This is a genomic window from Polaribacter reichenbachii, from assembly GCF_001975665.1.
Classification (GTDB): Bacteria; Bacteroidota; Bacteroidia; order Flavobacteriales; family Flavobacteriaceae; genus Polaribacter; species Polaribacter reichenbachii.
Genome location: NZ_CP019419.1, coordinates 2566499 through 2580328, shown reverse-complemented (window position 1 = coordinate 2580328; position 13830 = coordinate 2566499). Strand labels below are relative to the sequence as shown.

The 13830-nt window shown below is 27.9% G+C and carries 10 protein-coding genes; 8 read left to right on the top strand and 2 right to left on the bottom strand.

The annotated features are described in order from the left end of the window. Nucleotides 1–26: 26 nt before the first annotated feature. From BW723_RS10770 to BW723_RS10760, 3 genes are all read left to right on the top strand, one after another. Nucleotides 27–1475, top strand: coding sequence for an energy transducer TonB (locus BW723_RS10770; RefSeq protein ID WP_068365056.1), 1449 nt, complete (start codon nt 27–29; stop codon nt 1473–1475). Nucleotides 1476–1558: 83 nt separating this feature from the next. Then, nucleotides 1559–2239 (top strand): tRNA (guanosine(37)-N1)-methyltransferase TrmD, encoded by a 681-nt coding sequence (gene trmD / locus BW723_RS10765; protein ID WP_068365059.1) that lies wholly within the window; start codon nt 1559–1561, stop codon nt 2237–2239. Continuing rightward, nucleotides 2232–3725 (top strand): glycosyltransferase family 39 protein, encoded by a 1494-nt coding sequence (locus BW723_RS10760; RefSeq protein WP_068365062.1) that lies wholly within the window; start codon nt 2232–2234, stop codon nt 3723–3725. The genes trmD and BW723_RS10760 overlap by 8 nt, the downstream gene beginning before the upstream one ends. Here the strand turns inward: BW723_RS10760 and BW723_RS10755 are convergent. Next, nucleotides 3700–5196, bottom strand: a complete 1497-nt coding sequence (locus BW723_RS10755; protein ID WP_068365065.1) for an ArnT family glycosyltransferase — start codon at nt 5194–5196, stop codon at nt 3700–3702. The genes BW723_RS10760 and BW723_RS10755 overlap by 26 nt on opposite strands. Next, entirely contained in the window at nt 5196–5885 is a 690-nt protein-coding gene (locus BW723_RS10750; RefSeq protein ID WP_068365068.1) for a phosphatase PAP2 family protein, read from the bottom strand. The genes BW723_RS10755 and BW723_RS10750 overlap by 1 nt, the downstream gene beginning before the upstream one ends. Nucleotides 5886–6143: 258 nt before the next feature. Here BW723_RS10750 and rplS point away from each other — a divergent pair, with 258 nt between their 5' ends. From rplS to BW723_RS10725, 5 genes are all read left to right on the top strand, one after another. Continuing rightward, complete coding sequence (gene rplS / locus BW723_RS10745) at nt 6144–6494, top strand: 50S ribosomal protein L19 (RefSeq protein WP_068365071.1); 351 nt, start codon at nt 6144–6146, stop codon at nt 6492–6494. Between the two features lie 854 nt (nt 6495–7348). After that, on the top strand, nt 7349–9568 hold the full coding sequence (locus BW723_RS10740; RefSeq protein ID WP_068365074.1) for an NADP-dependent isocitrate dehydrogenase: 2220 nt from the start codon (nt 7349–7351) through the stop codon (nt 9566–9568). A 96-nt stretch (nt 9569–9664) separates the two neighbouring features. Continuing rightward, nucleotides 9665–10912 carry an efflux RND transporter periplasmic adaptor subunit gene (locus BW723_RS10735; RefSeq protein ID WP_068365077.1) on the top strand — a complete coding sequence of 416 codons (1248 nt, stop codon included), beginning with the start codon at nt 9665–9667 and terminating at the stop codon, nt 10910–10912. 7 nt (nt 10913–10919) lie between these two features. Then, entirely contained in the window at nt 10920–12287 is a 1368-nt protein-coding gene (locus BW723_RS10730; RefSeq protein ID WP_068365080.1) for an ABC transporter permease, read from the top strand. Between the two features lie 2 nt (nt 12288–12289). After that, nucleotides 12290–13744, top strand: a complete 1455-nt coding sequence (locus BW723_RS10725; RefSeq protein WP_068365083.1) for a TolC family protein — start codon at nt 12290–12292, stop codon at nt 13742–13744. Nucleotides 13745–13830: the final 86 nt, after the last annotated feature.

Here is a 13830-nt window from a genome sequence, read left to right as displayed (position 1 = left end):
TATTTAAAAATCAAAATAAATTAGCTATGAAAAACTACTTATTAATTTTTACAATCTTCTCATTTTTTGTTGGCTTTTCGCAAACCAGTAGCGAGTTTGATTATGAAAAATTCTCAAACCCAAATCCTGAAAACGAACTTTCTTTGTATTTTAAAAAAGAGATTAAGAAAAAACTATTAAGAACTGCTCGTTTTCAAACAAAGAAGAAGAATATTACATTATCTTTTTTTATTAATAACGAAGGAAAACCATATCATATAAATATTACTTCTTTTGGTTCTGGTGATTTTAATAAAGCTGTAATAAGTGCTTTTAAAGAATTTTCTTTAGATAAGTTTAACTCAGATTCTTTAGACACAAGAAATAGATATTCGCTACAAATTGTAAGTAAAAAAGGGAGTAAAAACATTTTTAATTGTAGTTCTAAATTAGTTGTAGAAACACCTCCTGTTTGTGAGCAATGTGAAGATTTAAAATTTTATCCAGACATAAAATCTTGTCTAAATTTAGAGGTAAGAAAACTTTTTTATGAAAAAGCAGATTTTAGTATTTTAGATAATACTAAAGAAGAAGAAACTGATCTTTACATTAAATTCTCAGTAACTAAATCTGGTGAATTAAAAATGACTAAAAAGACAAAGGTTCCTTTAGAATTTCTTTTAGAAACGGATAAAATCATAAGTTATTTTCCTAAAATAAAAACAATTAGCTATAAAAATGCTAAGCCTATTGAACCTTTACACAGTTTTACAATTAATTATAAAAAAGGAGAAACTCCAAAACTAATAAACAAAGAAGTAAAGTACGATTCTCTTTTTAAACGTAATTCTACAAATGAATTAGCACAATTTTTTATTGATAAATTAAATACTATAGATTTAAATATAGCTAGCTTAAGTCGTATTAAAAATCAAGTTAATTTATATTTTGAATTAGATAAAAAGAATAAAGTTTTTAATGTTAGTACTACTTCTAGATCAGACTTTTTAGACAAAAAAATTATTGAAATTTTTAATGCATATCCTACTGATAAATTAAATTTTAAAAGTAAAGAACCTTTAAAAAGATACTTTCTACAAATACTAAAATATAAAGAAGGTAAAGTAGTTGTAGAAACAAATAGCTTCATTGGTTCAGAAAAAATTCCTTTGTTTCCTGGATGTGAAAATTCTGTAAATTACGAAGACGCAAAAAAATGTTTTAGCAGAGGAGTACAAATGCATTTTGTAAAGAAATTTGATGCAGATTTACCCAACAACCTTGGGTTAAGCAAAGGAAGAAAAAGAGTATTTATAGCATTTAAAATCAACACAAAAGGAAAAATTATAAATATTCAAGTTAAAGCTCCTCATCCTAGAATTAAAGAAGAAGTGATAAAAGTAATGCAACAAATGCCGCTAATTGAACCTGGAACTCAAGGGGGTGAACCTGTAAATATTAAATATAGTATCCCTTTTACTATGATCGTAAAATAGTTAATGATTTAGGTTGTTCTTGATAAATACAAAACTTAAAAAACCTTATTTTTAAAACTATATAAATAACCTACATTTGCACTATGCGAATAGATATTATTTCAGTTGCACCTAATTTATTAGAAAGCCCTTTTAATCATTCAATTATAAAAAGAGCCCAAGAAAAAGGTTTGGCCAAAATTGTAATTCACGATTTACGAAAATATGGTTTAGGCAACTACAAACAAATAGACGATACACAATTTGGTGGTGGTGCAGGTATGGTTTTAATGATTGAACCAATTTCTAATTGTATTAAAGATTTACAAGCAGAAAGGGAATATGATGAAATTATTTATATGACTCCAGATGCCAAAACTTTAAATCAAAGTACTGCAAATACACTTTCTTTAAAAGAAAATATTTTAATACTTACAGGGCATTATAAAGGTGTAGATCAGAGAATTAGAGACAAATTCATTACCAAAGAAATTTCTATTGGCGATTATGTTTTAACAGGTGGTGAATTGGCTGCAGCAGTTTTAGTAGATGCTGTTGTACGTTTAATTCCTGGTGTAATTGGTGATGAGCAATCTGCACTTACAGACTCTTTTCAAGACAATTTATTGTCTCCTCCTGTTTATACAAGACCTGCAGATTTTGACGGAATGAAAGTGCCTGATGTTTTATTGTCTGGTAATTTTCCAAAAATTGAAGATTGGAGAAGCGAAAAAGCTTACGAAAGAACCCAACAAATAAGACCTGATTTATTGGATAATGAGTAAATTTTTATCATTTATAAAAAATAACAAAGCCATTTCTTGGGTTTTAGGTTTTCAACTTTTTAGGTTGATATTATTACCATTTATGGGCTTAATGCCTCAAGATGCCTACTATTATTTATATGGGCAAAATTTATCTTTGTCTTATTTCGATCATCCAGGGATGATAGGTTATTGTTTAAGACTTTTTACAGACATTTTTGGGCAATCTGTTTTTGTTGTAAAACTGACTGATTTTATAATAACTTCTTTAACATTATTCAGTTTTTATAAATTAGCTTCTTACTTTTTATCGAAACAAAAAGCAGAAAATGCAATCATTTTACTCGCTTCTACCCTATTTATATCTATTTTATCTTTCAATTCTACTCCAGATGTTCCTTTATTATTATTCTGGACACTGAGTCTTATCTGCTTATACAAAGCAATTTTTGAAGAAAAAAAAGGATACTGGATTCTTGGTGGAATTGCAATGGGCCTTGCATTTAATAGTAAATACACTGCTTTAGTTTTACAGATTGGTTTAATTCTATTTTTAATTTTCTCGAAAAAATACAGAAAATTACTACTTTCTCCTTGGTTTTGGCTTAGCATTATAATTTCTGTCGCTATTACTTTTCCTGTTTGGTATTGGAACTATCAAAACGAATTTGCTTCGTTTGCATTTCAATCTTCAGAAAGAACTAGTTCTATAACAGAGTTTAAACTTGATGCTGGTTATTTCTTTGGTGCAATTGGGCATCAACTGTTTTTATTATTGCCTGTTTTATTTTTAGTATTTATCACATTTACCTTTAAATTTATAAAAAGAGCGCTTTTAAAATTTAAACTTCCAAAATCTAAAACCTTGTTTTTATTGGCATTTTTTATCCCAACTTTTGTTGGCTTTTTTAGCCTAACTCCTATTTATTGGGTTAAACTAAATTGGATGATGCCTTCTTACATTACAGGAATAATTTTAGCAGGAATGTTTATTAATAAGAAACTGTTGAAAATTCAGGTTATTTTCTCAATCGTTTTTCACCTATTAGTTGCCTTAGAAGTATTATTTTATTTAGTACCAATTAAAAGTGATGACACTTGGGTTGGCTGGAAAGAACTCGCTATAGAAACTGAAAAATTACAAGAAGAATACACCAATACTTTTGTTTTTTCTGATGATAATTATAAAACTTCAGCTTGTTTAAACTTTTATATGGATGATAAAGTGTATGCACAAAACATAATTGGTTTACCTGCTTTACATTTCGATTATTTAGGTGATAATTTATCGACTTTAAATGGTAAAAACGCCATTTTTATAGATTCTGATAAACGTTTTAAAAACAAGGATAAAAAAGGCGAAAATCATCCAAAAATCAATAATTATTTTGATAAAGTAACAGAATTAGCACCAATTATCATCAAAAGAAATGGTAAAGAAGTTCGTAAATTTTGGGTGTTTTATTGCGAAAATTATAAAGCTAATCCTTCATCAACAAATAAATAAAAACATTTTTTACTACTTTCTTATTTCTTGTAATAGAAATCGTTTTTACCAACTGAAATTCATCATATTGATTAAAAATCTCTTCAGGATTTTTAAAGTTTCTACTATCAGTAATATAAAGTACTTCTTTGTTTTTTAATGGAGGTTGTTTTTTATTAATCCAATAATATTTATGAATTGCTGGTAAGTCACCTACTCCATAAACCAACATATTATTTGGTCTGGCTATATAATAATGAATATGTGCTGCTGGAAACCATTTTTCTGATATAATTGGTAAATGCGTCAACTTTTTATCATTTAAAACTTTACTCACTTTTTCTGAAGTTTGCTGCCATCCATACAAATCCATTAAAGCATCTTGCTTTCCTAAAGTTTCCTTTTTTGCTGATTTTGGTGTTGGTAAAAACCAACCATTATTAATTTCTATGGTTACAACACTTAGTAATATCAACAAAAAACAAAATCCTCGAATTAAATTTCTTTGGATGTTTTTATGATTCGAAATATAAACAGCCAACAAAGGGATTAGTGTTAAATAAGACACTCCAGACCAATGAGGCAAAGTATCTCTAGAAATAGAAAGGTAAATTGTTGTTGCAATTAATGGCAAAGAAAATAGCAAAAAGAAATTGGTGATTTTGGTATCAAAAACGAATTTATTTCTAAAAAAAGCAACTAACATTAATAGTATAGAAACAAAAACATAAGGATTATTATAAATCAATTGACCTAAAATTTCTCTTAAAAAAGCGTCTTTATTAAAAGACAAATTAAAAAATGAAACACGATTATTATGGAATTTATAACTGATAAAATCATTTTGGTAATTCCAATATAATATCAGTAAAACTGAAAACAAAGGGAATATAAAAGCCAAATAAAATTTTCCTTTTTTTAACCATTTTCGATTAAAAAACAAGACATAAACAAAAGCACCTATTAATAAATATACAGCTTGGTACTTAGAATAAATAGCCAAACCAACACATAAAAAACCTAAAAAAAGCTTTAAAGTGCTTGATTTTTCTGGTAATTCTGGAATTACTTGAATCAAAAAATAAAAGCTCAACAACCAAAACAAAACCATTGGTGCATCTGGTAAAATAAAAGTTCCAGAAATTATTAAACCATAAATACTGATGTTGAATAATAGAACACTTAAAAAACCGATAAATTCGTCTTTAATAAATACTCCAATCAAATAAACAACATACATTGCTATACTTATTGGTAAAATTGCGGCTAATCTGAGCACCAATTCAGTATCAAAAAAAAGATTGAAAGAAAAAAATTGAATAAAAAAACCAACCATTCCTGGATGATCAAAATGACTTATATCTGGATATTTTGCATATAACCAATAATAAACTTCGTCATTGCCAAATTCAAGTTGACTAGCCCAAAATATTCTAAAGACTGTACTAATTGCAATAAAAAGCAATGCATAATTTCTATACGATTTTTGCATTAACTCACTTTATTTGCTTTACAAAATATTGACATACTTACAATACCTATTATGATGCCTATAAAAGAGCCAAAAAATATATCAATTAAAAAATGCTGAGATAGATAAACTCTAGATAAACCTGCAATAATAGCTAAAGAAATCCATAAATATTGCGATTTACATTTTGCAAAATACAAACACAGGATTGTAAATATAGCAAAAGCGGTTGTAGTATGCCCAGAAGGAAATGAATTCAACATTGCCATTTTTACACCATCTACCAAATGTAAAGTATTATCACTCAGAGCTGCTGCTGGTCTTAAAATACCTTTAAATAAAATCTTCTTAAACAAATGCGTTATTAGTAAAGTTAAAATTCCACTAACCACAAAAACATAAAACATTTTTCTTTTAACAAACAAAAAAACAATAGCTAAAACACCGAAAATTGCACCATCACCTAAAAAAGTAGCATATTTAAAAAACACATCAAAAAAAGAAGAATGCAATTTGTTTATCTTTAAATGCAAAGCATATTTATTAAAGATTGAAATAATGAGGATTGAAGTAGCAAAAAATAAAGTATAAATAAAAAGAATCTCTCTTTTTACAACAGATAAGTTATCGACTAACCTATTATGTACTTTAAATAATGAAGTAAAAAACCTATTCGTTGATTTTTGAGTAATTGTTACAGTTGGTTGCATTGTTGTTTTTTGTTAGCTACTCAAAACTATTGTACAATTGTAACTGTAATATTATGGCAAGTTTAAAATTTGATAAACATATTACACCTAATCTTTTAATACACAACTATTTCTTTAAATTAAAGTGATAAAAATTAATAGAAAATAAATCTTTTTTTAATGTTGGGTTTTAATAAAATTGTATAAATTTGCACTCGCTAAACTAACCTCTGACGAGAATCGTGAATGTTGCTTTACCAAACCTATAAAATATAAAAGATGGAATCTTTAGTAAAATTTGTTCAAGACGAATTTGTAACCAAAAAAGAATTTGCAGAATTTGCTGCTGGTGATACAATTACTGTGTATTACGAAATTAAAGAAGGAGAAAAAGTTAGAACTCAGTTTTTTAGAGGAGTTGTAATTCAAAGAAGAGGTGCTGGTACTTCTGAAACATTTACTATCAGAAAAATGTCTGGTACTGTAGGTGTAGAAAGAATTTTCCCTGTTAACTTACCTTCTATTCAAAAAATTGAAATCAACAAAAGAGGTAAAGTACGTAGAGCACGTATTTACTACTTTAGAGGTCTTACTGGTAAAAAAGCTAGAATTACTGAAAAAAGAAGATAATACTTCTTACATAAAAAGATTAAAAAGCATTGCGGATATTCGCAATGCTTTTTTTGTTAACAATTGTTAATAAGCCTAGTTCATATTATGTTAATGAATTTATTGTTAAATATTTTTCATATTCATAAAATATAAGTAAATTTATTTCAGAATTTACAACATAATTCTTATGAAAGTTTAAAAACAGATCAAAAGAATTACTGTAAATTTTAAAGTAACGTTCTTTATATATTGCTTTATTCGATAAACTTTAAATTTATTTATAATTTGAAATATAATTTTAAATTAAGAAAAGTAGCTTAGATTCATCAAAAAGCTTTAAAATTAATAGAAAATAATACAAAACGAAAGTTAATACTAAGTTCTAATAATATTAAAGAAATCTAATGTAACGTAAAATCTTTGTAATAATTTAGAAAAACTAAGTATTTAAAATTATAAATAGATTAAAATATAAGGAAAAGCAATCTGAAATAATCGTAATTAGTAAAAAAAGGTTACACTTATTTTACAATGTTAAGGATGTTTCAAACCAGAAATAGTGAAAGTAATTTCTTAAAAAAAAGAAATATAAAAGTTTACTTTTATTTGCCATCTGTAGTAATACATAGCAGTTCAGAAACTATTTTAAAGAAGCCATATTATAACAAGAAATTGTGTGATATGGCTTTTATATTTATTAGAAATAAAAATTCGTAATAATACTTACAATTTATTATTAAATACTTATTAAACCATAGTAATTAATAATAACTTATCAATAATAATATCATTATTAATTCATAAATTTGCTCCGCTTTTTTTTACGAAATCCATTTCGTAGAGAAAAAATAACCAATAAAATTTATCTAAAAATGAGCAATAAAGCTAAAATAGTATACACTAAGACAGATGAAGCTCCAGCCTTAGCAACCAGATCATTCTTACCAATTGTAAAAGCTTTTACAAAATCTTCAAACATAGAAATTGAAGTTAAAGATATTTCTTTAGCAGCTAGAATATTAGCTAATTTCTCTGACTATTTAAGTGATGAACAAAAAGTTGAAGACGCTTTAGCCTATTTAGGGGATTTAGCTAAACAACCAGAAGCAAATATTATAAAATTACCAAATATTAGCGCTTCTGTTTCGCAATTAACTGCTGCAATATCAGAATTACAAGCATTAGGTTATGCTTTACCAGATTTTCCTGAAGATGCACAAACAGAAGAAGAAAAAGCTATTTTAGCGCGTTATAACAAAGTCAAAGGTTCTGCTGTAAATCCTGTTTTACGTGAAGGTAATTCAGACAGAAGAGCACCTAAAGCCATAAAAAATTACGCTCGTAAAAACCCACATTCTATGGGCGCTTGGAGTTCAGATTCTAAAACTCACGTAGCAACAATGTCTGCTGGTGATTTTGCAAACAACGAAAAATCTGTAACTGTAGAAAATGCAACAACTGTAGCTATAAAACATATTGCTGCTAATGGTACAGAAACTGTTTTAAAAGATGGTATTTCTTTGTTAGATGGCGAAATTATAGATGCAACAGTAATGAGTAAAAAATTATTACTTGCATTTTTAGAAGAACAAGTTGCAGACGCTAAAGAACAAGGCGTTTTACTTTCATTACATATGAAAGGCACAATGATGAAAGTTTCTGATCCAATTATTTTTGGACACGCTGTAAAAGTATTCTATAAAGATTTATTTGAGAAACACGCTGAAACTTTTGATAAAATTGGTGTAAACGCAAATGTAGGTTTTGCAAATGTTTTAAGTAATTTAGACGAAGTTTCTTCTGAGAAAAAAGAAGAAATTTTAGCTGATATTGCAGAAGTTTACAAAAACGGACCAGCTTTAGCAATGGTTAATTCTGATAAAGGAATTACAAATTTACACGTACCTTCTGACATTATTATTGATGCTTCTATGCCAGCAATGATTAGAACTTCTGGAAAAATGTGGAATGCTAAAGGAGAATTACAAGATACAAAAGCAATAATTCCTGATAGTTCTTATGCAGGTATTTATGCTGCTACTATAGATTTCTGTAAAAAGAATGGAGCTTTCGATCCTACTACAATGGGTACAGTACCTAATGTTGGTTTAATGGCACAAAAAGCAGAAGAATATGGTTCTCATGACAAAACTTTTGAAATAGCTTCTGATGGTAAAGTTATTGTTACTAATACAGAAGGTAAGACTTTAATTGAGCACAGTGTAGAAGAAGGTGATATCTGGAGAATGTGTCAAGCAAAAGATTTACCTATTCAAGATTGGGTAAAATTAGCAGTTACAAGAGCTAGAGCTTCTGAAACTCCTGCAGTTTTTTGGTTAGATGAAAACAGAGCACACGATGCAGAAATCATTAAAAAAGTAAATAAATATTTACCAAATCACGATACTGAAGGTTTAGATCTTAGAATTTTATCGCCTATAAAAGCAACAGAATTTACTTTAGACAGAATTGTAAAAGGAGAAGACACTATCTCTGTTTCTGGTAATGTTTTACGTGATTACTTAACAGATTTATTCCCAATTTTAGAAGTGGGTACTTCTGCAAAAATGCTTTCTATTGTTCCTTTAATGAATGGTGGAGGATTGTTTGAAACTGGAGCTGGTGGTTCTGCCCCTAAACACGTACAACAATTCTTAGAAGAAAACCATTTACGTTGGGATTCTTTAGGTGAGTTTTTAGCATTAGCAGTTTCTTTAGAGCATTTAGGTAACACAAACGATAATGCAAAAGCTTTAGTTTTAGCAGAAACTTTAGACGAAGCTACAGACAAATTCTTAGATAATGATAAATCGCCATCGAGAAAAGTAGGCGAATTAGATAATAGAGGTAGCCATTTTTATTTAGCAAAATATTGGGCAGAAGGTTTAGCTAGCCAAAATAAAAACGCTGAATTAAAAGCAGAATTTACATCGATAGCAAAATCTTTATCAGAAAACGAAGATAAAATTGTTGCGGGTTTAAATGAAATTCAAGGTGAATCTGTTAATATAGAAGGTTATTATCAACCAAATGAAGAGTTGGTAGTAAATGCAATGAGACCTAATTCTATACTTAATAATATACTAAGTTAAACATTTAACAAAAAATTTGATAAAAAATTAACAGAAGGAGTGCTATTTAGCACTCCTTTTTTAATTAGCTTTGGTTTTCTCTCAAAATAAAACCAAATGAAAAAGAAGCGTATTGCCATAATATCTATTATTGTATTAATTTTAATTTACTTTACTTATAGTTATTTTTCACCTTCTGCTGATGGTGATGTATACCTTACTTCTAAAGTAAAAAAAGGCAATTTTCTTAGTGAAGTTATTACTTCTGGGGAAGCACAATCTACAAGTCTAAAAAAAATTAAAGGACCAGACAATCTTAGAAAATTTAGATTAAACAATCTTAAAATTCAAGATTTAGTAGCAGAAGGTACTATTGTTAAACAAGGCGATTATGTAGGTCGTTTAGACCCAAGTAGTGTAAATGAACAAATTCTTGATGAGCAACTAAATCTAGAAACTGCCTTATCTAAATATACACAACAACAATTAGACACAACTCTATCTTTAAAACAAGAAAGAAATTCTATAAAAGATTTGCGTTTTACTATGGAAGAAACTACGCTAGAGCTAAAACAATCTATTTACGAACCACCTGCAACTATAAAAAAATTAGAAATCAACTTAGAAAAAGCAGAAAGAGATTTAAAAGAAAAATTAGAGAATTATAAAATTAAAAAAAGACAAGCTAATGCCAAAATGGTAGAAGTTGGTACGCAAGTTTCTAAGACTAGAAAAAAATTAGATGACTTACTAAAACTACTAAAATCTTTTACAATTTTTTCTGATGGAAATGGTATGATTACTTATGATAAAAACTGGGATGGTACTAAGAAAAAAGTAGGTTCAACAATAAGCCCTTGGAATCCAACAATTGCAAGTTTACCAGATTTAACCAAAATGGAATCTAAAACTTATGCAAATGAAGTAGATATTAGAAAAATAAAAAAAGATTTACCTGTAAAAGTTGGTTTTGATGCTTTTCCTGATATTGAAATGGAAGGAATTGTTACAGCTGTAGCAAATGTTGGAGAAAAAAAACGAGGCTCTGATATTAAAGTTTTTCAGGTTTTAATAAAATTAAAAGGCTCTAATAATAATATTAGACCAGGAATGACAACATCAAACAAAATATTAACTTTCGAAAGAAAAGATGTTTTAAGTATACCTTTAGAAGCGATTTTTTCTAAAGATTCAATTACTTATGTATATAAAAAATCTGGCTTTTCAGTTACAAAAACAGAAGTTGAAATAGGTGATTCTAATAATGATTCTGTTATAATTACTAATGGTTTATCTGAAGAAGATGTAGTTTATTTAAATAAACCAGAAGGTTATGAAACTGCACAAATAGCAAAATTAAACTAGTTTTTTTATGTTTGATAAAATCTATATAGAAAAACTAAAATCTAATTTTAGTGAAGCTGTTCGCGTAATTTTAGCCAATAAAGTTAGAACTTTATTAACCTCTTTAGGTATAATATTTGGTGTAGCAGCAGTTATTACAATGTTAGCCATTGGTAATGGAGCAGAAAAAGAAATTTTAGCTCAACTAGAATTAGTTGGTGTAAATAATATTGTAATTACACCAATACCAGATGAAAAAGAAGGTGATAGTGATGAGGAAGAGGTTGAAACCGAAGGCATAACTCCTAAACGTTTTTCTAAAGGATTAGACATGTTAGATGTTGCTAGCATTAAAAGAAATATACCTTCTGTAAAAAAAGTAAGTCCAGAAATAATTTTAGAAACTTATGTGATAAAAAAAGGAAGACAAAGCCCTGTAAAATTGATTGGGGTTTCTTCAGATTTTTTTGAAACATCAAATATTAGTATAGAAAGTGGTAAAAACTTTTCTACAGCTCAATCAGAAAATTCTTTGCCTGTTTGTATTATAGGTAAAAAAATTGAGAAAAAACTTTTTACTGGAGAAAGTGCAATTGGCAAACAAATAAAAGTTAAAGATGTTTGGTTGCAAGTTGTTGGTGTAATTGAAGAAAAATTTATATCAGAAAATGCACAAGAAAATTTAGGAATTAGAGATTTAAACCAAGATGTTTACATACCTATTAAAACTTTTTTAGTTCGGTATAAAGATCGTAAAATAATTAGTGACAAACCTTTACCAGAAGGTAATGTTATGATTTTTGGCGGTCAAGATGGACCTCAAAAGAAAATACCTAGAGGTAATTATCATCAAATTGATAAATTAATTGTTCAAGTAAACAACTCATCAGAATTAAATGCTACTGCAGATGTTTTAAGTAGAATGTTAAAAAGAAGACATAATGATATGTTAGATTTTGAAATTTCTATACCCATTCAACTTTTAAAACAGCAACAAAAAACCAAACAAATTTTTAATATCGTTTTAAGTATAATTGCTGGTATTTCTTTATTAATTGGTGGTATTGGAATTATGAATATTATGTTAGCATCCGTTCTTGAACGTACAAAAGAAATCGGAATTATTAGAGCTATTGGCGCAACTCAAGAAGATGTAATTCTTCAGTTTTTAACCGAATCTGTTTTAGTGAGTATTGGTGGTGGAATTATAGGTATTGTACTAGGCGTTTTAGCCTCCTATATTTTAGAAATTACCACAGGCATAGAAACAATATTATCTGTTAGTTCTATTTTATTATCCTTTTTTGTTGCTACATTAATCGGATTAATATTTGGAATTGCACCTGCAAAATCTGCAGCTAATAAAAGCCCAATAGAAGCTATTAGACACGAATAACTATGAAAAAAATTCTTATTACTTTTTGCTTTTTGCTATCAATTTCAGTGCAAAGTCAACAACAAATTACTTTAGAAGAAGCTATTGAAATTGCTCAAAAAAAATCTCCAGAATACAAGGCTTTAATCAATCAAAACCAAGCGAGTTATTGGCGTTATCGAAACTATCAAGCAGGATTTTTGCCTCAATTGCGTTTAGATGCAACTTTACCTTCTTATTCAAATTCAATAAATAGATTAACAAACGATCAAGGAGAAGATATTTTTGTACAAACCAATCAATCTAGATTAGAAGGTGTTTTATCTTTAAACCAGAATTTAGCCTTTACAGGAGGTACATTATCATTTAGTTCTCAATTAGAAAGGGTAGATCTTTTTACAAATGATGCCACTAGATATTCTGTAATTCCTTTTTCTATAAATTATAGTCAGAATTCATTGTTCTACAATGAATTTAAATGGGATAAAAAAATTGAACCTTTAATGTATGAAGAAGCAAAAAGAGACTTAATTGAAGGCATGGAAGATATTTCTTTAAATACTACCAGAAGATATTTTGCATTGTTAAAAGCCCAAGTTCAAGCAAGAATTGCACAATCTAATTTATCTAATCAAGATACTTTATTTCAGATTTCTAAAGGTAGATTTAAAATGGGTAAAATTGCTGAAAACGATTTATTACAAATAGAATTATCTGTGTTAAATTCTAAGAATGATGTTACTACAAATCAAATTAACATCAAAAGAACTTCGCAAAATTTATCTCGTTATTTAGATTTAGAAAACGAAAATATTTTATTAGATACACCAAAGGAATTATCAACATTTACAGTAACTGTAGAAAAAGCTTTAGAAGAAGCAAAAGCAAACAGAAAAGCCGTTATAGAATTTAGAAGAAGAAGATTGCAAGCCGAACAAGATGTTGCAGAGGTTAAAGGTAGCAACAGGTTGCAATTAAGATTAAATGCTAATTTTGGAATTTCGCAACAAGGCGATGTTTTTAACGAATTATTTCAAGATTATAATCAGCAACAAAATGTTTCTTTATCTATTGGTATTCCTATTTTAGATTGGGGCGTATCTAAATCTCGTAGAAAATTAGTTGAAGCAAATAAAGATTTAGTAAATACTAACGTTGAGCAAGATGAACAAGAATTTGAACAAGAAATTTACTTACACACGCTAAACTGGCAAAACCAACGTAACTTTTTAGAAACTGCTAAAAAAGCACAAGAAATTGCAATTAAAAGGTACGAAATTACCAAAAAAAGATTTATTTTGGGTAAAATTACTATTACAGACTTAAACCTTGCACTACAAGAAAAAGACAATTCTGTTTTAAGTTACCTAAATTCTTTAGAGAAATTCTGGACAGATTACTACACATTAAGACGATTAACTTTGTACGATTTTATTAAAAACGAAAAAATAAAAGTTAAAGACCTTATTTATGATTAGTACTATTTTAACGTTTTATTATCAATATCAACTACCTTTTCTTAAGGTATCTTAATAGTTTTGTTTTATCTATTTAATACTTTTGA